Source organism: Pseudoalteromonas shioyasakiensis (assembly GCF_001550135.1).
In the GTDB taxonomy this organism is placed as follows: domain Bacteria; phylum Pseudomonadota; class Gammaproteobacteria; order Enterobacterales; family Alteromonadaceae; genus Pseudoalteromonas; species Pseudoalteromonas shioyasakiensis.
On the sequence record NZ_LRUE01000012.1, the window covers coordinates 47,947 to 72,771 of the forward strand.

Genomic DNA, 24,825 nt, shown 5'->3' on the forward strand with positions numbered 1-24,825 from the left:
CTGGGTAGATTAACAAGAAGGTGAAGGGTATGGGATGGTTTAGCAGTCCTAAAAATGTTGAGTCGGAAAATGATTTAGTTATTGCGGCACTTAGAAAGTCGCAAGCGATGATTGAGTTTCAACCGTCGGGGCAGATCATAACTGCCAATGCTAATTTCTTAAACACCATGGGTTACCGACTCGAAGAAATCCAAGGGCAACACCACTCTATGTTTGTTGCTGAAAAAGAGTCGCAAAGCCCTGAGTATCAACAGTTTTGGCAGCGATTACGCAGCGGTGAGTTCTTCACTGATGAATTTAAGCGTGTCGGTAAAAATGGCAAACAAGTTTGGATCCAAGGTACCTATAACCCAATTATTGATAGCAATGGTAATGTCACTAAAGTTATCAAATTTGCTACAGACATCACACCGCAAAAAGAGCTTGAACGTCAGTCAAAACGTGATGCTGATTTATCAAATGCGCTGCGTGTATGCCAAGCTAATGTGATGATTGCCGATAACGATTTAAAAATTATCTTTGTTAATGAGCAAGTAAAGCAAATGCTGCAAGCTCGCGAATCAACTTTACAAACAGTGCTACCTAGCTTCTCTGTGGCGAATTTAGTGGGTACGTGTGTTGATGATTTTCATAAACAACCATCACATCAACGTGAATTACTAAAAACATTATCTGAACCATACAAAACCACATTGCGTTTGGCGGGGCTTATTTTTAGCTTGATTGCGACTCCTTGGGTGAGCGCTTCGGGTAAGCGTTTAGGTACTATTGTTGAGTGGCAAGATATTACTGATAGCGTAAATAAAGCGGATGCTGAAAAGCGTGCAGCAGAAGAAAACTTGCGAGTACGCCGAGCACTTGATCGCGTGGCAACTAACACCATGATTGCTGATTCTGGTAACAACATTATTTACATGAACGAAGCCGTTCTGAACATGATGAAAATTGCTGAAAGTGATTTACGTAAAGATTTACCTAACTTCAACAGTAATAATTTAATTGGTCAAAATATTGATGTGTTCCATAAGAATCCAGCACATCAACGTAACATGCTTGCTAAGTTAAGTGATACGTACAGTACTGAAATTCAAGTCGGCGGCCGTACTTTTGGTTTGGTTGCAAACCCTATTTTTACCCCAGACAACGAGCGTATTGGTACGGTTGTGGAGTGGGAAGATAGAACAGCTGAAGTCGCTATTGAAAAAGAAATTGCCGGCCTTGTTGCTGCAGCGGGTAGTGGTGACTTAGAAGCCCGTGTAGAAGAAGCGGGTAAACAAGGTTTCTTCTTACGTCTAGCGCAGGGCTTAAATAGCCTAGTTAGTATTGTTGATGATGCAGTAAAAGACACAGGCAATATGCTGGATGCTATGGCGAACGGTGACTTATCAAAACGTATTGAGCAAGACTACCAAGGCTCGTTCGATAAGTTAAAACGTGATGCAAATGCCACGGCTGATAAGCTTACTGAAGTGATTAATCGCATTAATACTTCGGCAACGCTGGTTGCCAGTGGTGCAGAAGAAATCTCACAAGGTAATGCTGATTTAAGTCAACGTACTGAAGAGCAGGCTTCATCACTTGAAGAAACAGCATCAAGCATGGAAGAGATGACCAGTACGGTTCGTCAAAATGCTGATAATGCTAAAGAAGTGAATGAACTTGCTGAAGAAACACGTACTAAAGCACAAAAAGGTGGCGAAGTTGTAAATCGCGCTGTAACCAGTATGTCGGCAATTAATGAATCAAGTAAGAAGATTGCAGACATTATCAGTGTCATTGATGAAATTGCTTTCCAAACAAATCTACTTGCGCTTAATGCCGCTGTCGAAGCAGCACGTGCAGGTGAACAAGGCCGTGGTTTCGCGGTTGTTGCTGGTGAGGTCCGTAACTTAGCGCAACGTTCAGCAGCTGCAGCAAAAGAAATCAAAGAATTGATCCGAGACAGTGTTGGAAAAGTTGAAGATGGTACATTACTGGTTAATGAATCGGGTTCAACATTACAAGAAATTGTTACTGCAGTACAAAGAGTTACTGCAATGATTTCTGATATTGCCCAAGCTTCTGAAGAGCAAAGCTCTGGTATTGAGCAGGTCAATAAAGCCATTGCCCAAATGGATGAAATGACCCAGCAAAATGCAGCATTAGTTGAAGAAGCCTCTGCCGCGGGTGAATCAATGGCAGAGCAAGCGAATGATATGCGCCGCTTGTTAAACTTCTTCTCGTTATCGAATAACGAGATGGATATTACAAGCCGTGCAAGTTCAGCGCCTGCAGCTAAACAGCCAAGCTCACCAGTACGTTCGGCACCTAAAGGTAATAACTTTGTTGACCCTAGTGATGAGTGGGAAGAGTTTTAAAACTCTTCCCAATTAAATTCTAACTAGTTAATTGCATCTAATGTTACAGCTGCAGGGTCAAGCACATGAAAGAGTTTTTACTAACGGATAGTGACTTTAAAGCTATTTCGTCACAAGTGTACGATGCTTGCGGCATTGTTTTAGCTGAGCATAAGCGCGAGATGGTTTACTCGCGCTTAGCAAGGCGTATTCGCCAACATAAGCTTAAGAACTTTAAAGAATATTTAGACTTTCTTGAAGAGAATAAAGAACAAGAGTTTAGTGAGTTTATTAATGCCATAACTACTAATCTGACTTCTTTCTTTCGTGAGCCACATCACTTTAGTTATCTAAAAAATACCATAGTCCCCAAACTGCTGATTAGTAATGCTAAACAAAAGCGTGTAAGGGTGTGGTCTGCTGGCTGCTCGACCGGCGAAGAGCCTTATACCATTGCTATGACCTTAAGCGGTTTATTCCCATCTGATTGGGATGTGAAAATTCTAGCTACTGACTTAGACTCAAATGTGCTCGCTAAAGCACAGGCTGGCACCTATACCGCTGCCAATGTGAATGGTTTAGACAAAAGCCAACTTAAGCGCTGGTTTCTAAAAAGCCATGACGGTCAGTTATATAAAGTAAAACCTGAACTACAAAAGAATATTTTTTTTAAACGTCTAAACTTATTACAGAGCTGGCCTATGAAAGGGCCGTTTGATGTTATTTTTTGTCGCAATGTAGTTATCTACTTCGATAAGCCGACGAAAGATACTCTATTTAAACGTTATTACGATTTGTTGACCGATTCAGGTCATTTATTCTTGGGGCATTCCGAAACACTGGGTAAGGACCACAAAGAGTTTAAGAATTTAGGCCAAACTATCTATCAAAAAGGTGGTCTATGAGTAGTCATTTTAAACCTGTATTGTCTGGTTTTGAGCACGTTAAACGGTTTTGGGATGGCAAGCGCCATAAAGTGGTTGCTAAAGTATTACCAGGCGAATTTTATGTGTCTAAGTCTGATGAGTTGATCACAACTGTGTTAGGGTCGTGTATTGCTGCATGTATTTACGATGAAGGCTTAGGTATTGGTGGTATGAATCATTTTATGCTGCCAGCAGAAAAAGGTGTTGATCCGAGTAACGCACATAGCCTTAATTGCCGTTATGGTAACTGGGCAATGGAATACTTGATCAATGAAATCCTAAAAAATGGTGCTTCTAGACGCAACCTCAAAGTAAAGCTGTTTGGCGGCGGGAAAATAATCCGCTCAATGACAGATATTGGTGTTGGTAACATTCGTTTTGCAAATGCCTATGTACTTGAGGAAGGTTTAGATTTAGTATCCCATGATGTTGGCGGGCCTTGGCCACGTAAGGTGATGTTTGATCCACAAACAGGCAAGGCGCAGGTTAAGAAAATGCGTGAATTGCATTCTGATAAGCTTGAAAAACGTGAAATTAAATACTTACACGATATTGAGCAGCAAGATGCAGAAACGGATATTGAATTATTTTAGGAGAGCAAATGATCAAAGTACTCATAGTTGATGATTCTGCTTTGATCCGTGGTTTACTCAAGGAAGTTCTCGAGCAAGCGCAAGACATTCAGGTCGTTGGTGCGGCAGAAGACCCTTATCAAGCCCGAGATTTAATTAAGCGGCTTAATCCCGATGTCTTAACGCTTGATATCGAAATGCCGAAAATGGATGGGTTAAGTTTTTTAAAAAACTTGATGCGCCTTCGTCCTATGCCAGTTGTGATGATTTCTACACTGACTCAAAAAGGCTCACCAATCACACTGGAAGCCCTCGAAATTGGTGCTGTTGACTTTATTGCTAAGCCAACTATCAATGTCACTGAAAATCTTCAGCGTTATGCCCATTTATTACATCAAAAAGTGCGTACTGCAGCTGGCGCTAGAGTGCGAGCTTTTAAAGAAACAAAAGTTGAAGACGACAGCTCTTTAACAGCATTGCAATTTAAGGCAAACAGCGTGCTTGCAATTGGCGCTTCAACAGGCGGCACAGAAGCAATTAAAGAAGTGCTCGTGCGTATGCCAGAAAGCTGCCCACCGATTGTTATTACACAACATATCCCTCCAGTATTTAGTACCTCGTTTGCAATGCGCATGGATAGAACGTGTAAAATCAACGTTAAAGAAGCTGAGCATGGCGATAAGCTACAACCAGGCTGGGCGTATATTGCACCGGGCGATCAGCATTTGAGTGTAGTAAAAAAAGCCGGAGGTCTGTTTTGTCAGCTTGATTCAAGTGAGCTGGTTAATCGCCATCGTCCAGCGGTTGATGTGCTATTTAACTCCTTAGTCGTGGCTTGCCCTAAAGCGACGGTAGCTGCGTTATTGACAGGTATGGGCAGCGATGGCGCCAAAGGCATGCTTGCATTAAATCAAGCTGGGGCTTACACCATAGCACAGGATGAATTGTCGTCAGTGGTATGGGGCATGCCTAAAGCCGCAGTCGAACTCAATGCGGCTAATGAAGTGGTTCGCCTTGATAAGGTTGCAGCGCAAATGCTAAAACAAGCTGCTAAGGTACAATAACCCAAGGTTGAGAGAACCAGTAGTAACTGCCTTTTTTCGCGATAGAAGGGGCTGTGCAGTTAAAGCGAGAGCGGCCTTTTTTCAGTTTTTCAGGTGAGGTGATCTTCACCGTATCTTTACTAAGCCAGGTTAAATCAGCTTGACCAATACCTGATACATAACAAGCAAACTGGCTTTTATGAAAGTCCTGCATATCAAATTGAATGCTTAAACTTGGCGGGTTTTCGTCCGTCACGCTATCTGAATAGGTGAGCTGTTTGATTGTGAATGCTTGAGAGTCTAGTTTAGTGGCAAGCGTATCAAGCTTTGAATAAAAGCCCGATGCCGGAAAGCGTGGTAACCGGGTAAAGTCAGAATGGATACCTACAGCCCCTGAATGCTGACCTATACCAACAAAGCCTAGCGATTTTACTAGTTGTTGCAGTGAATTATTAAACTCGCCATAAGGGTAAGCAAGGTATTTGTAATCATGGCCAATTTCTTCTTTAATGCGCTGCTGGGCAGATAAAATGTCTTCTTTAGTACGTGCAAGCCATGCTTCTTCAGTCTCGCCTGGTTGTTTGCGGTGTAAGTAATTATGAATTTGCGTATGGTTGCTAATTAAGGCGCCTTTTTTCGATAGCTCCTTTAACTGCTGCCACGTCATTACATAGCTTTTGCCTTCATCAATTAGCTCGGGATTTACGAAAATAGTGTACGGATAGTCAAATTTTTCTAAGATGGGCGCAGCTTCTTCATAGTTATTTTTGTAGCCATCATCGAAGGTTATTGCGACGGTTTTATCTGTTAGCGGTTGGCCAGCTTGTAACGAGGTAATGAGTTCATCTAGTGGAATAACGTTGAAGTTATTATCTTTTAAATATTGCATATGTTCAGTGAATGTTTCGTTACTGACGCTGGTTACCGCAGGAAGGCTTTCACTGACGTGGTGATACTGTAGAATGACTGCGCCATGGGCACGCAAAGATAAACCTAACAGGACTGCAAATACTAAATGAAACATTTTCTTAAACGTCATAAGGCACACCATAAAAGTTTACTGTTATTAGCCGGTCCGATGATTTTATCAAATATTACCGTGCCAATGTTAGGTTTAGTTGATACTGCTGTAATCGGCCACTTAGGAAGCGCTCACTATTTAGCTGGTATAGCGCTCGGTTCAGCAGTTATCTCGTTATTATTTTGGCTAGCAGGCTTTTTGCGCATGAGCACCACAGGGTTAGTTGCGCAGGCTTATGGTAAAAGCGATCACACCTTACTCGCTGAGCTATTAAAGCGCAGCTTGTTACTAGCAACAGCGGTAGCGCTGTTATTAATAGCGCTGAGTATACCTATTCAATCCTTAATGGCATATTTATCAAATGCTAATGAAGCTGTTTTAGAACAAGCAAATAGCTATTTTTCGATTCGTATTTTTAGTGCGCCAGCTGCTTTGTGTAACTTGGTTTTACTTGGTTGGATGCTAGGTGTTCATTATGGCCGCGGGCCATTCTATTTATTACTTATCACCAATATAACCAATATTGTGCTCGATATTTATTTTGTGGTGTTTCTTGATTGGGGTGTGGCTGGAGCTGCGTGGGCATCTTTAATCGCTGATTATATCGCCCTTGCTTTTGCACTGATGTTAGTTGTACAGCTTGCCAAAAAGCAGGGGGTTAATCTTGCTGTGAAAGCCTGGTTAAGTGTTGCTAAGTTACTTGATTTAGTAAGCTTAAATCGCGATATTTTTATTCGCTCACTAGCACTTCAGCTATGTTTTAGCTTTATGACTTTTTATGGCGCACGTATCGGCGAAACAACCTTAGCGGCTAATGCCGTATTGCTAAACTTTTTAATGTTGGTGAGCTTTGCGCTTGATGGTATTGCTTATGCAAGTGAGGCAAAGGTCGGTAAAGCGAAAGGTGAGCACAGCGCTAAGCAGATTAAGTTATGGGTTAATTTGAGCTTGTTTTGGGGTGGGTTATTTGCGGTGTTTTATAGCCTTTTATTTTTATTATTTGGCGAGGCAATTATTCGCTTTCTTACCGATGTGCCCGAAGTTATCAGCCTTGCAACGGTTTACCTTCCTTGGGTGATTATATTGCCTATCGCGGCGATGGGTTGCTTCTTATTTGATGGTGTATTTGTCGGCTTAACCCGTGCTAAAGACATGCGTAATACTATGTTATTTAGTGCTCTAGTGGGCTTTTTTGGACTGTTTTGGGTAGTGAGTAGCTGGCAAAATCATGGTTTATGGTTTGCGATGACCAGCTTTATGCTAATGCGCGGGTTAACGCTGTGGTTTCGCTATCGTAAAATTGTCAATAATCAGCAATTATTAGATTAAATTACTTCCACAAATCAGGGTCGTGATTTTTGGGAGACGAGCGCTCTAAAACTTGCGCAAAACGGTTGGCAAAAATACCTAAGTAGCCCCAACCAGCAAAGAATAAAGCCACTGCTAGTATGGCTAGGCCAATTAATTGAAATAGTGCGGGTCCATAGTAACCTATGGCAATAAAAATCACGGCTAGCACAAATAGTGCTAGGCCGCGAAGAAAGCGTTTTAAGCTTAACTTGGGGTCGCTACCTAAGCGAAATACCCATTTTTTAAGCATGCTTTAGATACCGGTTAGTAGTAAGAGTGCTCACCAGATTGGTGATCAGTAATGTCTCTTACACCGTTGATTTCGTCAAACTTGGCGATCATTTCTTTCTCGATGCCTTCTTTTAGTGTGACGTCAATCATTGAACAACCGTTACAGCCACCACCAAATTGCAGTACCGCGATGCCGTCAGCAGTAATTTCTACTAGGCTAACTTGGCCGCCGTGGTTAGCGAGCTGAGGATTAACTTCAGTTTCAAGCATATGTTGAACACGTTCTTGCAGTGATGCATCGTCGCTAAGTTTACGTGCTTTTGCATTCGGCGCTTTAAGCGTTAACTGAGTACCCATTTTGTCAGTTACAAAATCGATTTCAGCTTCTTCTAAGAAAGGGGCGCTTTCTGCATCAACAACGGCATCAAAACCATTGAATGGTAGACGAATATCAGTCGCTTCAACGGCGTCTTCTGGGCAGTAAGAAACACCACACTCAGCCTGCGAAGTACCTGGGTTTACTACAAACACACGAATGTTTGTTTGTTCAGCTTGGTCTGCTAAAAGTTTAGCAAAATGAGATTGTGCAGATTCAGAAATAGAGATCATAAAACGGACTATACTTGACTAAATTACTCGGATACTGTGTATCATACTCCGCTCATCGTGTTGTCGCCAGTGTTGAGCGTAAAAAGTTGCATCTATTTTATCGAATGGTAGCGTTAAAACATCAAATAATTACGGGTGCTATCTATGCGTTTCATAATAACAATATTAACCATGCTAGTGAGCGTCAGCGCATTAGCAAAACCTCTTTCTTATTACTTTGAACAAGATGTGAAATTTGACCCAAGTATTCCGACCCCTGAACAGGTGCTAGGCTACGAAGTGGGTGAGTGGCATGTACGTCACGATCAACTTGTGCAATATATGCAAATTCTTGCTGAAAAAAGTGACCGAATGAATTTTAAAGTAATCGGTCGCACTCATGAGCAGCGTCCACTGGTGATGCTAACGGTTACAGCGTCCGACAAACTTGGTCAAGTTGAGCAAATCCGCAAGGCGCATTTAGCTCGCCTAAATGGTGGGGAAAGTGACTCAAGCAAACAGCCAGCGGTTGTTTGGATGGGTTACAGTGTTCACGGTAATGAATCATCAGGCAGCAACGCATCGCTTCTCGTTGCTTATTACCTTGCAGCTGCACAGGGGCCAGAAATCGATGCCTTACTTAACAACACGGTTATTTTACTCGACCCATCATTAAACCCTGATGGCTTAGCGCGTTTTGCAAATTGGGCAAACAGCAACCGTGGCATGAAGTTATCATCAGATCCACAAACTCGCGAGCATATCGAAAGTTGGCCAAGCAGTCGTACTAACCATTACTTGTTTGATTTAAACCGTGACTGGTTGTTACTGCAGCACCCTGAATCGCGTGCGCGTATTGCACAGTTTCACCAATGGAAACCGAATATCCTAACTGACTTTCATGAAATGGGCCCAAACAGCACTTACTTTTTCCAACCAGGGATCCCAACTCGTAAGCACCCAATCACGCCTGAAGAAAATGTCACGCTGACTAAAGCAATTGCAAACTATCATGCAAAAACACTTGATGAGCACAATGCACTTTACTTCACAGAAGAAAGCTTTGATGACTTTTACTATGGTAAAGGCTCAACTTACCCAGACGTAAATGGCGGTGTAGGCATCTTATTTGAACAAGCGAGCTCGCGTGGTCACTTACAAGAAACTATTAACGGCCCGTTAAGCTTCCCGTTTACGATTAAAAATCAGTTATTAACAAGCTTATCGACGTTCCAAGCGGCGATTGATAACCGTACAGACTTACTTGATTATCAAGCAAAATTTTACAACAAAGCAGTTGATCTTGCTGGTGATGAAGACTTTAAAGGGTATGTTGTCAAAGGCGGCGCTGATCAAAGCCGCATGCAATACTTCCTTGATTTACTTAGACAACATCAAATCAATGCGTACATGTTAGAAGAGCCGCTAAAAGTAAACGGTCAAAGCTTTTCTGAGCAGAGCTATTATGTGCCATTAGCACAGCCACAATTTCGTTTAATTAAAGCGATTTTCAGTGAGCAACAGCGTTTTGTTGATAATACCTTTTATGATGTATCTGGCTGGACACTTGCTCATGCCTTCAACCTAGAATTTGCAAAGGTAAGCAGCAACTGGGGCTTAAATGTGGCTAAAATGCCTTGGCAACAAAGTGTTAAGTCAAGCTTTGCAGCATTACCGCAAAGCTATGCCTATGCATTTAAATGGGATGATTACCTAGCGCCAAAAATGCTTAATAGCTTGCTTGAACAAGGTGTGAAAGCACGCGTGGCATTAAGCCCACTTACAGCAAAAACGCCATCAGGTGAAATAGCTTTTGAACCAGGTAGTATTCTTGTTCCTGCTGGTCTGCAAACTGATAGCAACTGGGTTAGTTATTTAAACCAAGCACAGAATGAGTTTGGCATTGAAATTACGCCAATTAGTTCGGGCCTCACGGTTAAAGGTGCTGATTTAGGTTCTCGTGCAATGGCGGTTGTGAAAGCGCCTAAAGTATTACTCGTGGGTGGTCAAGGAACTAGCCAGTATGAGCTTGGTGAAGTGTGGTATTACTTAGATCGTTTTGTAGGCACCGCGCCAAGCATTATCGAAATGGAGCGCTTAGGTAACATCGACCTTGAAAACTACAGCCATATTATTTTAGCGCACGGAAATTTCAATCGCCTTGATGATGCGACTAAAGTTGCTATTAAGTCGTGGGTTCGTAAAGGCGGTGTTATTTGGGGTCATAAAGGTGGTGCTAAGTTCTTAGCTGATCAGCAGCTACTAAAAGCAAACTACTTATCTCGTCGCGATGTAGCCAGTGCCTTTGATACAACAGGACTTACTTATGCTGATAAAGATGACTTAGCTGGTCGTCAGCGTATTGCCGGTGCAATTTTTGATACCTCAGTGGATTTATCTCACCCACTTACGTATTCGCTTAACCGTAATACATTACCTGTATTTAAGAATAGCACTTGGCTACTTGAGAAGTCAGATGCCCCATTTGTTAATGTGCTTACTTACACAGATAAACCGCTTCTAGCTGGCTTTACTGATGACGTAAATGTAGAGCAAGTCGCGGGCGCGGCAGGCCTCATTGCGCATTCATATGGCAAAGGCAGTGTGATAGGCATGACAGATAACCCTGTATTCCGTGGTTACTGGTACGGCACGAGTCGATTACTAAGCAATGCCTTATTTTTTGGTAATGCCTTTCATGCCTCTGGTGATAAGTAATCACAATTAATCATAATGCAGGTTGCCTAACCCCGTTAGGCAAGTGAGCATAGCCCATACTTGCTTTGCCCCTGCATGTTTTATGGCTTCTGTCGCAGCATTTATGGTTGCGCCAGAGGTCATCACATCATCAATAATCGCCACGGTTTTTCCTGTTAAATCTTGCTGACAAACAAAGGCATTTTGTAGATTTTTAACTCTCTTCGCTTTACTTAACTGTGATTGCGCTTTGGTTGCTTTTTGCTTGTAAAGAGCTGAGCTAACAGTACATTGCTGGTTTTTCAAAACAGGCAGCCAAGTTTGGCTTACCTGATTAAAGCCGCGCGCTAAAAAGCGTTGATTATGCAGTGGTAGCACAATAAAAAGATCGGGCCAACTTGAATTAACTTGATGAGCTAATTGCAGCTGCCTCTGTATTACTTGTTGTAGCGCCACACGAAAATACTGCTGGTCATTAAACTTCAATTGCTTGAGCCAAAGTTTAAAAGGCGCTTGATACCAAGCACAGGCAATTAAATGATCAAAATTACTATCAGGAAATACATCACAGATATCTGGTCGGTGTAATAAATTTGGATGGTGTGTAAGGTCAAATAAATTAAGGTCATCTAAACAATACTGACACAAAGCTTGATCAGCCTGTATGTGATTCTGGCAGCTAATGCAAAAGTTGGGGAATAGTGCGTCTAGCCCTAGTTTTAAGGCATGAGGTAAGTGAGACATTGCATTCATTCCTTTAAACGCTATTATGAGCGCTAAGTGTGGTTGGGAAATACAAAATATGCAAAATGATATGGTGCTATTACATGGCTGGGGAATGAACCAAGGGGTTTGGCAAGTGATCAAACCTGAGCTTGAGTTTTTTCATGATGGTGAAGTCCGATGCCTTGATTTACCTGGCTTTGGTAACGCGCAGTCAATCCCTACACCTTACACTTTGCATGCTGCAGCTGAGCAATTAAGTACACAGCTAAATGAAGAGTCTATTCTTATTGGCTGGTCGTTGGGCGGGCTTTTGGCCTTGTATATTGCAGCACATTGGCCTGACAAAGTAGCAAAGGTTGTGTTGGTTGCCTCAACGCCTTTTTTTGCGCAAACCGACGAGTGGCCAGGTATTAAACCTGACGTATTGAACGCATTTAAAGATCAGCTGGTTAGCCATAGAGAAAAAACGATAGAACGGTTTTTGGCGATACAAGCGATGGGCAGTGAATCAGCACGGGATGATATTAAGCAATTAAAAGCACTTTTAAACCAATACCCTGCGCCTCAAGAGCAAGCTTTAAGTGCGGGCTTAGACATTTTACAGCAGGATGATTTACGTGAGCTATTCGCTAACCTTAGCGTACCTGTACGTGGTATTTTCGGTCGCTTAGATTCATTAGTACCTTATCGCGCGATTGAAAAAATGCATGCCTTACAACCTCAGTTTGAATATGAAGTTTTAGATAAGGCCTCACACGCGCCTTTTATTTCACATAAAGCGGCATTTATATCAGCACTGAAATCAATGTGTTAAGCAAAACTCGCTGAGAGGCCAGAAAAATAGCGGGATTTAGCTTTATTTTGCTCGTTTTATGAGCGATACTTAACGGGTAGATCTCACTGTTGGAGGGTGTTATGCCAATCAGTTCTGTTTTTAATAATGCGGTAGAAGGTTATAACCGTGCAAGCCAAGGTATCGAAAAGGCGAGCGCTGAGATTAGCCGTGCCTCAATTGATCAGCAAGATGATGCCCAATTAGCTCAACAACGCCAATTACAAGCGGCAACTCCAAATGAAGCTGTAACTCCGCCAGTTTCACAACCCGCCCCAATCGATGAGTCGCTTGTTAATTTAAAAGTTGAAGAGTTTAATGCAAAAGCCAATATCAACACGATTCAGACTGCTGATGAAGTGCTCGGTACATTAATAGATATTAAAGTTTAGTACTTATGAATATCGTCACTCCGTTTCCTTCGATTAATATCAACACAGCGAATGTGCACACCGAAAGTGCTCGCCGTGATAATCAGTTACGTGAAGTGATCCCGCCTCCTGCTGCTACCAAGCCGAGTAACGCAGAAAATAAAACCCTGAATGATGGCGACAAAACCAAGCAGCCAGGTTCTGAGGCTGGTACCTATGATGCTAAAGGTCGTCTAGCTGAAGACAAGGTGATTGAAGAACGTCAGCAAGGTGGTGAGCAGGGTGAGCCTGAACAATCAGAGCAAGAACAGCAAGAAGCTAAACAAGAGCAGCAAAAAGAGCAAAAGGTTGCTGAGCAAGAGCAACAAGACGCTGAGCAAATTAAAGAGCTAAAAGCCCGAGATACCGAAGTGCGTATTCATGAACAAGCGCATGCAACCGTAGGGGGGCAATATGCTGGCTCGCCAAGCTATGAGTATCAACGCGGCCCTGATGGTACAAACTATGCCGTGGGCGGCGAGGTGCAAATTGACGTTGCTGAAATTAAAGGCGACCCAAAAGCTACAATCGAAAAAATGCAGACGGTGCGTGCAGCTGCGCTTGCACCACAAGAGCCTTCAAGTGCTGACCGCTCAATTGCTGCCGATGCCACACAAAAGCTTATGGCAGCGCAAGCTGAGCTTGCCAGTCAATCAGCTGATGGCGATGCTGACTCAGGCAAATCGACTTTCAAAATAAACAGTGAGTATGCCGAAGATAGCGCTACTCAAACCAGCGAAACTAAAACAGCCAAGCGTGATGTTGAAGTAGACGAGCGTGCAGCGCGTATTGCTAATTTTTATCAAGCAGCTACTTCGCCCACTAACCAAAACCAGTTCTCTGCCTTTATTTAACTAATATCAATTAACAGTATCAGTTAATCACTTTGTGGTTAAAACTTGTCGCTAACGAAGTTTAAATACTACATAACTACTCACTTAATTTATTAATTACTCTAACAGTTTCTTACATTTAGACTACAAAAACGAATATTGTTTCCATTGCGGGTCCTTACTCGCTTTGGTAGATTGTCCACGATTTATAATTAGGATGATTAAACAATGAAATACACTCTTCTTGCTTGCGCATTATCACTTGCTTCTACCGCTGTCATGGCAGAAAACACCTCGCCTCTAAGCTATGACTTTGTTGAAGCAGGATATAAAAAGACAGAAATTGATGGCTTAGATGAGCGATCTCTTAAAGGTTATGGCTTTAATTTCAGTAAGCAGTTTGCTGAGAATTGGTATGTTACAGGTCATTATTCAATTTTAAATGATGATGTGACTGCAACGAATGAATTCAATGGCTCAGGTGTTTACGATAGCAATGATAATTATTTAGGTGATACTGTCATAGCTTATACTTTCGATTATGATATTGATATGACGTGTTACGAAATTGGTTTAGGTTATATTTATTCGCTATCCGATCGCACTAAAGTTGATTTTTCAGCAAAGATTGGCCAGTTAAAGAGAGAAATTGACCTTAATGTTAAAGAAGTTGTCTCATACCAAGATCAAGTTTTTAATAGCTTTTCAGAGAATCACTCAAATTCAGAAACCGCAGATATTTTGTCTGCTAACGCGCAAATCAGACATCTATTAACTGATTCATTTGAGATCAACGCTGGCGTTGGCTACGAGCGTTTGCACGACGAAGAGAGCGAAAATAATGCTGTATTTCATGTAGGGGCAAACTATGCCTTTACACCAGCTTGGCTGATAAGCGCAAGCTATCGTGATGCAAATGATTACTCAGACCTTGCACTTTCGGTTCGTTATAACTTCTAATTTTTTAGCAGCTAGGGATGCCTTTCCCTAGCTGTTTTCACTACTCACTTTGTTTCTGTAATCGTATTTTGTACAAAACGCTACATTTTGTATAAATATCCTGCAATGCGTTTGTTTTTACCGCTCTGGTGTTTATTTAATGTTAATTTTGTGTCTCAAGTGTGTACAGGTCGGTTTGACCATGTAACCCCCCCTCTGTATATGTTTGCCTGCTAAATAATTTAGTGTGTCAGCTCAAGCAATTTATGAGCTGTTTAGAATTAAATCAGTGGGAATCATATGCAACCTTGCAATAAGAAAATCGCACACTTGAAGAAAAGTTCAGTAGCCGTACTTACAGCCTTGTATGTTGGTGCTACAGGCTATGCTGCGGCAGAGCCTGGCTTTAACAAAGTGTCAGATAAAGGCTTTTATCAGCCAACATTTACAGCTGAAGATATCGCGAATTATCAACAAGAAAAACAAATCGAAGATCATCCAAGCTTACTCAAAGGGAGTGCTCAACGCTTAAACCAGCACTATCAAAGTCAGCAGCCGGAACATGTTTTTCAACCTCAAGATGGGGTGACAGGCATTCAAACTTACATTGTGCAAATGCATGATGAGCCTGTGGCAAGTTATCAAGGTGATATTCAAGGTTTCAGCGCTACAGCTATTACTGAATCTCGCTCTTTAATGGTTAAAGAGCGTATTGATACAGCGTCGCAAAGTGTGCGCGCGTATCAAGGTTTTTTAAAGCAACGTCAAACAGCAGTATTAAGTAAGGCGCGTGCAATAGGTGCCAATATTGCGATTAAAAAGCAATTTACTCTTGCAAATAACGCGGTAGTGGTCGAAATGACACAAGCTGATGCAGAGCTACTTGCGACACAATCAGGCGTAAAGCGTATTACTCCTAACCGCATTTTTGAATTACGCACAGACCGTGGTCCTGAGTTTATTGGTGCTGATCAATTATGGCAGGGTGCAACACCGGCTTCATCGGTAGGTGTTAAAGGTGAAGGTATGGTTGTAGGTATTATTGATACAGGTATCAATACAGACCATCCAGCATTTGCTAGCGACGAACAATACAGTGAGAAAAATCCACTAGGTGCAGGTAACTTTGTAGGCGACTGTGAGGAAGAACCTGAGCTATGTAATGATAAGCTAATTGGTGTTCGCTCATACCCAGAAATCACTGCAATGAATGCTGATTATCAATTTGCACGTGCAGATCGCCGTCCTGAAAATGGTGAAGACTACAATGGTCACGGTTCTCACACAGCAAGCACTACGGCGGGTAATTACATCGAAAACACACCGCTTCAAGCTGCAACCGGTGAGAAAGTAAGTGATGGTGAAAACTTACCATTTACGTTTGAAAGTACCAGTGGTGTGGCACCTCGTGCGCACATTATTTCGTACCAAGTGTGTTATGCAGGAAACTCAGGTGATCTATATTCTGGCTGTCCTGAGTCAGCTATCTTATCCGCATTTGAAGATGCAATTGAAGATGGTGTAGATGCAATCAACTTCTCAATTGGTGGTGGTGAAAGCTTCCCGTGGGAAGACCCAATGGAAATGGCTTTCTTAAGTGCGCGTGAAGCAGGTATTTCAGTAGCAGCAGCGGGTAACTCAGGCCCATATTATATGTCTGCGGATCATACTTCGCCTTGGGTAACCACAGTAGGTGCATCAACCCATGATCGTGTAATGGACCTAGGTGCTAAAACCATCAATAACTTCCAAGGCACTCGCGCGCCTTTTGCTGGTGAGTATACAGGTAAGAGTTTCTCTGGCGGTATCACAGGTGAAGTTGTACTTGCTGAAAAATACGATGACCCGAATGAAAGTGATGATTACGATGCTGCAAGTTGTAATGCCCCTTTCCCAGCAGGCACGTTTACGGCTGACCAAATTGTAGTATGTTTACGTGGTGACATTGCGCGTGTCGACAAAGCAAAGAACGTGGCAGCTGGTGGAGCAGGTGGCTTCATTTTGCAAAACATTAGCTCGACAGAAAACATTGTTGCTGATAACTATGTGATCCCAGGTATTCACTTACCAGCCAATGCACGCTATACAATTCGTAATTGGGTTAATGCTAACCCAGATGGCGCTGCTATTGCGACAATAGGCGAGCCAGAAAATAACTATTCATTTGATGAAGAAGCAGGTAATCAACTTGCTATCTTTAGTTCTATGGGGCCAAGTTATTACATCAATAACCTTGTTCCAGATGTGACGGCACCAGGTGTGGATATTTACGCAGCGAATGCTGATGACCAACCATTTACAGCTAACCCTCGTGCATCTGATTGGACTTTCATGAGTGGTACTTCAATGGCTACGCCGCATGTTACTGGTGCAATGACGCTACTTATGCAAATGCACCCTGATTGGACGCCTGCAGAAATTCAATCAGCACTAATGATGACTGCGAACAAAGTACGTATTTCTAACGGCGTTACTTTAATTGACCCATACTACAACTTCATGGCTGGTGGCGGTGCGATTGACGTAGCACAAGCTGCCAATGCGGGTCTTATCATGGATGAGACTATTGAAAACTATCATGATGCGAACCCGCGCAATGGTGGTTTAGTAGAGTGGCTTAACCTACCTTCGTTAGTTAACCAAGACTGCGAACTTGAATGTACGTGGATGCGTACAGTTAAGGCAACAAAAGATGGTACTTGGGATGCAACTGCTTATGGTTGGGCTGTTGAAGGTGAAGAAGAAAGCTTTGGTGTAGAAGTTAGCGTAACACCAAGTAATTTCACACTTCAAGCTGGTGAAACACAGGATGTGATGGTTACTATGAAGTTGCCAAATATCATCGAATCTAAGCTTGATCCTGTTGAAGAAGGTGCACCTTGGGACAATATCTTAAATAAAGATGCTTGGTTCAACGGTAAAGTGTTATTCAAGAACACTAATGGCGACTCGCCTGATGCTCATTTCACATTAGTTGCGAAAAACGTCATTGATGAGCTACCAACCATGGTTGATATCGATATGGCACGTGCAAGTGCATCAGAATCAATCGTTGTTAATACCGATAGCTACAGTGAATTTACGCCGACTTATTATGGTCTAGTAAAACCAACAGAAGTTACCGCAAATATCTTAGGTGTTGCACCTTATGTGACAAAAGACCGCGTTGAAAAAGCGTGGGATATCCAGGCATTTGAAGTACCAGAAGGTACAAAACGCTTAATGGTTAAAGTTGCATCTACCGAGCAAACTACAGATTTAGAAGATCTTGCTGAGCCTCGCTGGCAAATGAAAAAAGCACACTTGGTTGTGGGTTATGATGCTAATGAAAGCGGCTCATTCATGGTGTCTGATGAAGAGATTGCGGAAGATTCTACTGCACTGATCAAAGCGCTTAATGAGGAAATGATTTGTTATTCTTCAAGTAGTGTTGAAGATAACTACTGTAACATTATTGACCCTAAGCCTGGTAAATACTGGTTTGCGACCGCAGCGCTTGCGGGTGCTCGTGATGTTGGCTATCAAACTGTCACACATTATGCGATTGTTAAAGAGCAAAATACCGGTGAATTCAGTGTATCAGCGCCACAGCAGCACAGCGGCAATGGTAACTATGAAATTGCTGTAAATTGGGATTTACCAGATGCGCAACCGAATGATGTTTATTATGGCGGCTTTGCATTAGGTAATGCTGCGGGAGCTGAAGGCACCCTTGGTTTCACATCGGTTAATTTAAAGCGTGATGCAGAAGCACTTACTTTAAATGTTGACCAAGACACTGCTCGCGCTATGGACCTAGTTAACGTTAATGTAAAACTTAAAGCCAACTATGAATCTAAAGCGCGTGACTATTCATTGTCTTTGACGATTCCTGATGGCATGCAAGTTTGGCCTGAAACGCTAACTTCAAACAATGAAGAAGTTGCAGCTTCGTTAGTTGTAGAAGGCAACACGTTAACTATTCAAGGTACACAAGACGCAACGCGTAACGTACAACGTGATTATGTGGTAACTAACAACATCACTAATGAGATGTGTAAAACGCCAATGATTGATGAATTCTCGACAGGAGGATATATCGATTTATGGGGTGATTTCCGCATTCAACCTGAAGCTGCTTGGTATGAAGGTGGCTCAAATGTGTACTTTGATGTGCCAATTGATTGGTTATTCTATAAAGAGGGTGCGAAGTTTGAAATTTACAACCAAGTAAATAATAACGAAGTACGTTTACACCCAACAGGTGCAATGCAGTTCACACCTATTTGGTGGATGATGAGTGCACACCGCGGTCCTGGTTTCTTAGTTGAAGCATTGGCACCATTCTGGCGTGGTTCGTTTGAAATCGAAAATCTTCGCCATCCAACGGATCCAACAGGTCTAACGATTGCTTCTCAGTATAAAGAAGAGCGTCCTGACTTAGGTGATCTCGTATTCATGGAATTCGATAATGTGACTGATAAATACACAGGCGACACGTTTGACTATGAAGTGATTTTACGTAGTGGTATCGATGACCATGAAGGTATGTTCGAAGCTATTTTTGCTTACGATAACCTAGGCGCAGGTGTTGATGAAGGGACTATCTTTATTGAAGGTGGTGATAGTGTTTACTCTACAACTGCCGGCTTTAAAGACGGTGCATTAAGCAATGTGGTTGGTTATGACGACCTTGGCAAGATCTTACAAGATGACTTAGTGATCTGTTTTGATTATGTTGGCCCAGAGCAAAGTGAAGTTGAGTTTAACTTTACTGCTACGGTTATGCCTGATGCGAAAGGTTCTGTGCAAGATATCACCCTTGATTACCAACTAGGTAGCCAAGAAGGTGGCTCGTTAATGCACTCAATCGGCGTACAAAGCAACCTGAAAATGAGCGACATCGCTGATATGACGGTAGCAGAAAATGGCCGTATCGATGGTGTTGATGTGATGGTTGTTGATGCAGACCAGTCGCCAAATGAATTAGTGGTAACCGGTGAGAATGTTACGGCTGAAGTTGACGGAATGTCGTTTAACTTAATCCCTGATGCACATTTCCATGGTGAAACAATGGTGACTGTTACAGTACAAGACAAAGCAAACCCAGCAGACAAAGTAAGCAAAGAATTCTTGCTTATGGTTGAGTCTGATGGTGTAGAGCTCGGCTGTACTGATGCTGCTGCAACTAACTATGATGCGACTGCGAATGAAGATGATGGTAGCTGTGAATTCGCTTCACAAGTAACACCAGAAACTGAAGCTGAAACAAAGAGCTCTTCAAGCGGCTCATTAGGTCACTTCATTGTGTTACTCCTGCCATTACTTGCACTTCGTCGTCGTAAGTAATAGCGATAAAGGCTCAGTTTATTGAGCCTTTCATAGCAACGAGACTGATTAAATTGCTATACAAATAAAAAACCGCGTAAGTTTACACTTACGCGGTTTTTTCGACTTATGCCTACAGCCTATTATTTTTTCACTTTTGCATTGGCAAATGCATCTGCAAAGGCATTACCCATGGCAACATTGCCAAATTCGCGTTTTTGCTTAGGTGCGCTTTTCGCTTTCGCAGCTGGCTTAGGTTTGCTAGCGGGTGCAGCTTTATTGCTAGTATCAACATCATCGTCTAAACGCATGGTAAAGCTAATACGTTTACGCGCAGCATCTACTTCAACTACTTTTACTTTTACAATATCGCCAGCTTTAACCACTTCACGTGGGTCAGAAATAAACTTGTTAGTAATCGCAGAAATATGCACTAAACCATCTTGGTGTACGCCCACATCAACGAAGGCACCAAAGTTAGCAACGTTAGACACTACACCTTCTAAAATCATACCTGGTTTTAGGTCGTTAATGGTTTCAACACCGGCTTTAAATTCAGCTGTTTTAAACTCAGGACGCGGGTCACGACCCGGTTTATCAAGTTCTTTGATAATGTCGGTAACCGTTGGTAAACCAAATTTTTCGTCTGTGTAGTCGTTTGCAACGAGCTTATTTAGGATGTCAGAGTTACCAATTAGGCTGTTTACATCTAAGCTGTTCTTCTCGCAGATACGCTTAACAACCGGGTAGGCTTCAGGGTGAACTGACGAGTTATCAAGAGGATCTGAGCCTGTGCTGATACGTAAGAAACCGGCAGCTTGTTCAAAGGCTTTAGGCCCTAAACGTTCAACTTTTTTAAGTTCAGAGCGTTTGCTAAATGAGCCATTCGCATCACGGTAGCTAACGATATTTTGTGCTAACGTTTTGTTTAAGCCAGATACGCGAGTAAGTAGTGGCACTGACGCCATATTTAGGTCTACACCTACTGAGTTTACACAGTCTTCAACCACTGATGTTAGCGTTTGACCAAGTTGGCTTTGCGATACATCGTGCTGATATTGACCTACACCGATTGATTTAGGCTCAATTTTTACCAGCTCAGCAAGTGGATCTTGTAAGCGGCGTGCAATAGACACAGCACCACGTAGTGAAACATCAAGGTTAGGGAATTCATTAGCGGCAAACTCAGATGCCGAATAAACAGAAGCGCCTGCTTCACTAACCATCACTTTATTAAGTTTAAGCTCAGTGTTGGCTTTAATCAGTTCAGCTACTAATTTGTCAGATTCACGTGAAGCGGTACCATTACCAATAGCGATTAGCTCAACTTTATGCTGGCGGCATAATTGCTCAAGAGTACGAAGCGATTTATCCCAATGATTTTGTGGTGCGTGCGGGAAAATCGTTTGTGTTGTTAACAGCTTGCCTGTGCTATCTACAACAGCAATTTTACAACCAGTACGTAAACCAGGATCTAGACCTAACGTGGTACGTGGACCTGCTGGAGCGGCCATTAATAAATCTTTTAAGTTCTTAGCAAAAACGTCAATTGCGCCGGTTTCTGCTTTTTCGCGCATTGCACCTAAAAATTCATTCTCAAGGTGAAGGCTTAACTTAATTTTCCATGCCCATTGCACTACGCCCATTAACCAACTGCTTGCAGCAGAATTGCTAACATCTAAGCGATAATGATCGGCAACCATTTGTGCACACACTTGCGCCGGGTTTTCTGCGCTTGGCTCAGGGTTGATACTAAGTTGTAATACGCCTTCATTACGAGCACGCAGCATAGCAAGTGCACGGTGTGATGGTACTTTTTTAAGCGGTTCTTGATGCTCAAAGTAGTCGCGGTACTTTACGCCTTCATTTTCTTGACCAGCGATTACAGTACTTTCAATTTGACCATGTTGTGCGATATGACTACGGAATTTAGCTAGCAGTTTGGCGTCTTCAGCAAAGCGTTCCATTAAGATAAATTTAGCGCCATCTAGCACTGCTTTATTATCTGCAAAGCCTGCATCAGCATTTATGTATTCATTTGCTTGTTTTTCAGGGTCGAGACTTGGGTCGTTAAATAGCGCATCGGCAAGCGGCTCAATACCCGCTTCAATGGCAATTTGCCCTTTTGTACGACGTTTAGGTTTGAAAGGCAGATATAAATCTTCAAGCTCAGTTTTACTGTCAGCGTTATTAATATCAGCACTTAGTTCGGCTGTTAGCTTGCCTTGCTCTTCAATAGTATTAAGGATAAAGCTACGGCGTTCTTCTAATTCACGTAAATACGATAAGCGCTGTTCAAGTAAACGTAGTTGCGTGTCATCTAAGCCACCAGTTACTTCTTTACGATAACGGGCGATAAAAGGAACTGTGGCACCTTCATCAAGTAATTTGATTGCAGCAACAACCTGTGGTTGCTGGGCACTTAGCTCTGTTGCTAAGCGTGCAGAGATATTGCTCATGCATAAACCTTTTTAAAAATAGAAAATCAGTAAAACTGAAGATTAATTGCCTGAATAATATCACAATAAGAAGGCCTTAAAAGCACTGCTTTTAAGGCCTGCAAAAATAGTCTTACACAACGCAGATTTTAACGCTTAGTGCGGGTGATCAACCTGCTGTAATACTTCGCTAAAGCCATTAGCAATTGGGTTGATATTAACAGGGATATGTAATTTTTTAGCGATCTCTCGAGCTGAAATCAAACCACATATTTCTTGTTTAGCACTGGTTACTAATAAGAACATCATACCTTGGTGTTCCATGGTTTGCAGTGCATCGCCAATACTTGCGTAGCTGATACTTTGTAGGCTCACACCAGCTAAGCTGCTAAGTGGCGTCATTACATCGTGTAAGGTAATTTCGTCACGGTGTAAGTTCAAGCGCTGTGCAAGGATCATAATTTTTGAGCTTTGCAGATCAGCACTAGAGGTGATACCGAGTAGTTTATCTTCGCTATCAACCACTAAAATAAAATCTGAGCAACAGCTATTTGTTTGCTTTAAAGCATCAACAATAGTGGTGCCGTAATGTGCACGTAAAGGGTCTTTTTTAGTAAAGCTATTAAGTACTTTTAAAGCTGGAGAAGTGAGATCTAGTGTTGGCTCAACTTCATTCACTGCATTAGATAATGCGCCATTAGAGATATCTTGAAGACGTAATTCTTTGAAATTATTCATTTTGGTCACCATACATTTTAATAAAACTGAAATAGAAAATTTGAGTTAATTAAAAAGCAGGTGGCCCTCGCTGGTGCGCGCTATAAACAGACACCTTATTACAAGGGTGAACATACGAAACCACACGTGCATTTGGCAGTGGTTGGGCTACATTAGCAATGAACGCAGGAGTATGTTTATCGAGGTCGGTATCTAAGTTGGCAGGGTCTGCACTATCACACGCAATAAAGTGAGCGGTTGGCGTAACACTGTCTGAATGGCTTTCTATATCACTGGCGTAAGATATCAAACTCACACTAATTAATAGTGCGAATACAATGGCATTACTCATTATGCGTTGTATTGCGTTTGACATACTTACTACCTTCTAAAACTCAAGTAATGATTTATCTTGAGTACCTTTAGTTATAGATCACATTTTTAGACTAAACAATCACTAATTAACGCTTTCTGAATTTTCTGGCAAAAATTATTTCGCATCCGGATAAGTTATCTCGTTGATATACCATTCTTTTGCGCCTTCAGGCGTGTTCACCGAAAAATCATCATCAACCTGTTTGCCAAGTAGCGCTCGAGCCATAGGTGCATCAATCGAAATGTAATCTTTGCGCTCGTAAATTTCGTCGGGGCCGACAATACGAAAGCGCTTTGTTTCGCCTTGCTCATTCTCAATTTCGACCCAAGCACCAAAAAACACTTTTCCCGCTTGCTGTGGGTTGTAGTCAACAATTTTAAGATCTGGCATGCGTTTACGAAGATAGCGTACACGGCGATCTATCTGTCGTAAAACTCGCTTATTAAATTGATAATCTGCGTTTTCTGAACGGTCGCCTAAGCTTGCTGCCCAAGTAACAATTTTGGTAATTTCAGGACGTTTTTCATGCCATAAATAATCATGTTCTTGTTGTAATTGCTGATACCCTTCTCGGGTTATTAAATTTGTCTTTGCCATTTTATTCAGCCTAAAAAGAAAACCAGCCGCAAGGTATAAAAGTCTTTTACCTTTGTCGAGTGGGATTTTGAAATGTTCAGTAACAATCTAAGCGCGTAATTCGTTTTTTATTCTTAACTTTTTCATTTATATTAATAAGTAACATATTACAAAAAGAATGAAAGTTATGGGACACGAAACGACAAAAGTATTGGTTGTTGATGACGATATGCGCTTACGTAGCTTGCTAGAGCGTTACCTTGTAGAACAAGGCTTTATTGTTCGCTCAGCAGCAAATTCAGAGCAGATGGATCGCTTATTAGAGCGCGAGAACTTCCACTTGATTGTATTAGATTTAATGTTACCAGGTGAAGATGGGTTATCAATTTGCCGTCGTTTACGCCAAAAAGAAAATGACATTCCAATTGTAATGCTTACAGCCAAAGGCGATGAAGTTGACCGTATAATCGGTTTAGAGCTTGGTGCTGATGATTACATTCCTAAACCATTCAACCCACGTGAACTGTTAGCGCGTATTAAAGCAATTTTACGTCGTCGTGCTAAAGAAGTGCCTGGTGCGCCTGCTGCCGAAGAAAACGAAATTAGCTTTGGCGACTTCACGCTAAACCTTGCGACCCGCGAAATGAGCCATGGTGATAAAACAATGTCGTTAACCAGTGGTGAGTTTGCGGTATTAAAAGCGTTAGTGACTCATCCACGTGAACCGCTTAGTCGCGATAAACTGATGAACTTAGCGCGTGGCCGAGATTACAGTGCGCTTGAGCGCAGTATCGATGTTCAGGTTTCACGCTTACGCCGTATGATTGAAGTGGATGCTGCTAATCCTCGTTATATACAAACAGTATGGGGCTTAGGCTACGTATTTGTGCCAGACGGTGAAAAATAA

20 protein-coding genes are annotated in these 24,825 nt (G+C 42.1%); 12 read left to right on the top strand and 8 right to left on the bottom strand.

The genetic code is table 11. From position 1 onward, the window contains the following. Positions 1 to 29: 29 nt before the first annotated feature. The 4 genes from PASHI_RS04930 to PASHI_RS04945 all read left to right on the top strand — a co-directional run bounded on the left by PASHI_RS04930 (position 30) and on the right by PASHI_RS04945 (position 4,898). Positions 30 to 2,357 (top strand): methyl-accepting chemotaxis protein, encoded by a 2,328-nt coding sequence (locus PASHI_RS04930; protein ID WP_062564788.1) that lies wholly within the window; start codon positions 30 to 32, stop codon positions 2,355 to 2,357. Positions 2,358 to 2,422: 65 nt separating this feature from the next. Further along, complete coding sequence (locus PASHI_RS04935; protein ID WP_062564789.1) at positions 2,423 to 3,241, top strand: CheR family methyltransferase; 819 nt, start codon at positions 2,423 to 2,425, stop codon at positions 3,239 to 3,241. Then, positions 3,238 to 3,855: a chemoreceptor glutamine deamidase CheD gene (gene cheD, locus PASHI_RS04940; RefSeq protein ID WP_054562865.1), complete on the top strand. Its 618-nt coding sequence runs from the start codon at positions 3,238 to 3,240 to the stop codon at positions 3,853 to 3,855. The genes PASHI_RS04935 and cheD overlap by 4 nt, the downstream gene beginning before the upstream one ends. 8 nt (positions 3,856 to 3,863) lie before the next feature. After that, positions 3,864 to 4,898, top strand: a complete 1,035-nt coding sequence (locus tag PASHI_RS04945) for a protein-glutamate methylesterase/protein-glutamine glutaminase (protein ID WP_054562864.1) — start codon at positions 3,864 to 3,866, stop codon at positions 4,896 to 4,898. Here the strand turns inward: PASHI_RS04945 and PASHI_RS04950 are convergent. Next, positions 4,885 to 5,916: a polysaccharide deacetylase family protein gene (locus tag PASHI_RS04950; protein ID WP_062564790.1), complete on the bottom strand. Its 1,032-nt coding sequence runs from the start codon at positions 5,914 to 5,916 to the stop codon at positions 4,885 to 4,887. The two genes, PASHI_RS04945 and PASHI_RS04950, sit on opposite strands and share 14 nt — an antisense overlap. Between PASHI_RS04950 and dinF the strand changes: the two genes are divergently transcribed. Next, a complete protein-coding gene (gene dinF, locus PASHI_RS04955; protein WP_082710868.1) occupies positions 5,893 to 7,227 on the top strand; it encodes an MATE family efflux transporter DinF in 1,335 nt (444 codons plus the stop codon). The two genes, PASHI_RS04950 and dinF, sit on opposite strands and share 24 nt — an antisense overlap. A 1-nt stretch (position 7,228) precedes the next feature. Here dinF and PASHI_RS04960 read toward each other — a convergent pair whose 3' ends face one another. Then, complete coding sequence (locus tag PASHI_RS04960) at positions 7,229 to 7,498, bottom strand: hypothetical protein (protein ID WP_054562862.1); 270 nt, start codon at positions 7,496 to 7,498, stop codon at positions 7,229 to 7,231. 14 nt (positions 7,499 to 7,512) lie between these two features. After that, entirely contained in the window at positions 7,513 to 8,088 is a 576-nt protein-coding gene (gene nfuA / locus PASHI_RS04965) for a Fe-S biogenesis protein NfuA (RefSeq protein WP_054554437.1), read from the bottom strand. A gap of 144 nt (positions 8,089 to 8,232) precedes the next feature. Here nfuA and PASHI_RS04970 point away from each other — a divergent pair, with 144 nt between their 5' ends. Further along, positions 8,233 to 10,785, top strand: a complete 2,553-nt coding sequence (locus PASHI_RS04970; RefSeq protein ID WP_062564791.1) for a M14 metallopeptidase family protein — start codon at positions 8,233 to 8,235, stop codon at positions 10,783 to 10,785. A 6-nt stretch (positions 10,786 to 10,791) separates the two neighbouring features. Here the strand turns inward: PASHI_RS04970 and PASHI_RS04975 are convergent, their stop codons facing one another. Next, a complete protein-coding gene (locus PASHI_RS04975; protein WP_062564792.1) occupies positions 10,792 to 11,508 on the bottom strand; it encodes a ComF family protein in 717 nt (238 codons plus the stop codon). Between the two features lie 58 nt (positions 11,509 to 11,566). On the opposite strand from PASHI_RS04975, the gene bioH reads away from it, so the two are divergent. The 5 genes from bioH (at position 11,567) to PASHI_RS05000 (ending at position 19,832) form a co-directional block, all read left to right on the top strand. After that, on the top strand, positions 11,567 to 12,304 hold the full coding sequence (gene bioH, locus PASHI_RS04980) for a pimeloyl-ACP methyl ester esterase BioH (protein WP_062564825.1): 738 nt from the start codon (positions 11,567 to 11,569) through the stop codon (positions 12,302 to 12,304). Positions 12,305 to 12,405: 101 nt separating this feature from the next. After that, a complete protein-coding gene (locus PASHI_RS04985) occupies positions 12,406 to 12,714 on the top strand; it encodes a hypothetical protein (protein ID WP_054554434.1) in 309 nt (102 codons plus the stop codon). Positions 12,715 to 12,719: 5 nt separating this feature from the next. Next, positions 12,720 to 13,586: a putative metalloprotease CJM1_0395 family protein gene (locus PASHI_RS04990; RefSeq protein WP_062564793.1), complete on the top strand. Its 867-nt coding sequence runs from the start codon at positions 12,720 to 12,722 to the stop codon at positions 13,584 to 13,586. A gap of 207 nt (positions 13,587 to 13,793) precedes the next feature. After that, on the top strand, positions 13,794 to 14,525 hold the full coding sequence (locus PASHI_RS04995) for an outer membrane beta-barrel protein (RefSeq protein WP_062564794.1): 732 nt from the start codon (positions 13,794 to 13,796) through the stop codon (positions 14,523 to 14,525). Between the two features lie 279 nt (positions 14,526 to 14,804). After that, positions 14,805 to 19,832, top strand: coding sequence for a S8 family serine peptidase (locus PASHI_RS05000; protein WP_062564795.1), 5,028 nt, complete (start codon positions 14,805 to 14,807; stop codon positions 19,830 to 19,832). Between the two features lie 122 nt (positions 19,833 to 19,954). Here the strand turns inward: PASHI_RS05000 and PASHI_RS05005 are convergent, their stop codons facing one another. From PASHI_RS05005 to greB, 4 genes are all read right to left on the bottom strand, one after another. After that, on the bottom strand, positions 19,955 to 22,270 hold the full coding sequence (locus tag PASHI_RS05005; RefSeq protein ID WP_062564796.1) for a Tex family protein: 2,316 nt from the start codon (positions 22,268 to 22,270) through the stop codon (positions 19,955 to 19,957). 135 nt (positions 22,271 to 22,405) lie between these two features. After that, the gene (locus tag PASHI_RS05010) at positions 22,406 to 22,987 is read right to left on the bottom strand and encodes a CBS domain-containing protein (RefSeq protein WP_062564797.1); all 582 of its coding nucleotides are present in this window, start codon (positions 22,985 to 22,987) and stop codon (positions 22,406 to 22,408) included. 49 nt (positions 22,988 to 23,036) lie between these two features. Then, a complete protein-coding gene (locus PASHI_RS05015) occupies positions 23,037 to 23,342 on the bottom strand; it encodes a hypothetical protein (RefSeq protein WP_062564798.1) in 306 nt (101 codons plus the stop codon). Between the two features lie 114 nt (positions 23,343 to 23,456). Next, a complete protein-coding gene (gene greB / locus PASHI_RS05020; protein WP_054562853.1) occupies positions 23,457 to 23,939 on the bottom strand; it encodes a transcription elongation factor GreB in 483 nt (160 codons plus the stop codon). A gap of 166 nt (positions 23,940 to 24,105) precedes the next feature. Between greB and ompR the strand changes: the two genes are divergently transcribed. Beyond that, positions 24,106 to 24,825 (top strand): osmolarity response regulator transcription factor OmpR, encoded by a 720-nt coding sequence (ompR, locus tag PASHI_RS05025; protein ID WP_054554428.1) that lies wholly within the window; start codon positions 24,106 to 24,108, stop codon positions 24,823 to 24,825.

Bases quoted from the DNA above. Each gene is read 5' to 3' on its own strand.
- PASHI_RS04930 (WP_062564788.1), top strand. From the start codon at position 30: ATGGGATGGTTTAGCAGTCCTAAAAATGTTGAGTCGGAAAATGATTTA.
- PASHI_RS04935 (WP_062564789.1), top strand. From the start codon at position 2,423: ATGAAAGAGTTTTTACTAACGGATAGTGACTTTAAAGCTATTTCGTCA.
- cheD (WP_054562865.1), top strand. From the start codon at position 3,238: ATGAGTAGTCATTTTAAACCTGTATTGTCTGGTTTTGAGCACGTTAAA.
- PASHI_RS04945 (WP_054562864.1), top strand. From the start codon at position 3,864: ATGATCAAAGTACTCATAGTTGATGATTCTGCTTTGATCCGTGGTTTA.
- dinF (WP_082710868.1), top strand. From the start codon at position 5,893: ATGAAACATTTTCTTAAACGTCATAAGGCACACCATAAAAGTTTACTG.
- PASHI_RS04950 (WP_062564790.1), bottom strand. From the start codon at position 5,916: ATGACGTTTAAGAAAATGTTTCATTTAGTATTTGCAGTCCTGTTAGGT.
- PASHI_RS04960 (WP_054562862.1), bottom strand. From the start codon at position 7,498: ATGCTTAAAAAATGGGTATTTCGCTTAGGTAGCGACCCCAAGTTAAGC.
- nfuA (WP_054554437.1), bottom strand. From the start codon at position 8,088: ATGATCTCTATTTCTGAATCTGCACAATCTCATTTTGCTAAACTTTTA.
- PASHI_RS04970 (WP_062564791.1), top strand. From the start codon at position 8,233: ATGCGTTTCATAATAACAATATTAACCATGCTAGTGAGCGTCAGCGCA.
- PASHI_RS04975 (WP_062564792.1), bottom strand. From the start codon at position 11,508: ATGTCTCACTTACCTCATGCCTTAAAACTAGGGCTAGACGCACTATTC.
- bioH (WP_062564825.1), top strand. From the start codon at position 11,567: ATGCAAAATGATATGGTGCTATTACATGGCTGGGGAATGAACCAAGGG.
- PASHI_RS04985 (WP_054554434.1), top strand. From the start codon at position 12,406: ATGCCAATCAGTTCTGTTTTTAATAATGCGGTAGAAGGTTATAACCGT.
- PASHI_RS04990 (WP_062564793.1), top strand. From the start codon at position 12,720: ATGAATATCGTCACTCCGTTTCCTTCGATTAATATCAACACAGCGAAT.
- PASHI_RS04995 (WP_062564794.1), top strand. From the start codon at position 13,794: ATGAAATACACTCTTCTTGCTTGCGCATTATCACTTGCTTCTACCGCT.
- PASHI_RS05000 (WP_062564795.1), top strand. From the start codon at position 14,805: ATGCAACCTTGCAATAAGAAAATCGCACACTTGAAGAAAAGTTCAGTA.
- PASHI_RS05005 (WP_062564796.1), bottom strand. From the start codon at position 22,270: ATGAGCAATATCTCTGCACGCTTAGCAACAGAGCTAAGTGCCCAGCAA.
- PASHI_RS05010 (WP_062564797.1), bottom strand. From the start codon at position 22,987: ATGAATAATTTCAAAGAATTACGTCTTCAAGATATCTCTAATGGCGCA.
- PASHI_RS05015 (WP_062564798.1), bottom strand. From the start codon at position 23,342: ATGTCAAACGCAATACAACGCATAATGAGTAATGCCATTGTATTCGCA.
- greB (WP_054562853.1), bottom strand. From the start codon at position 23,939: ATGGCAAAGACAAATTTAATAACCCGAGAAGGGTATCAGCAATTACAA.
- ompR (WP_054554428.1), top strand. From the start codon at position 24,106: ATGGGACACGAAACGACAAAAGTATTGGTTGTTGATGACGATATGCGC.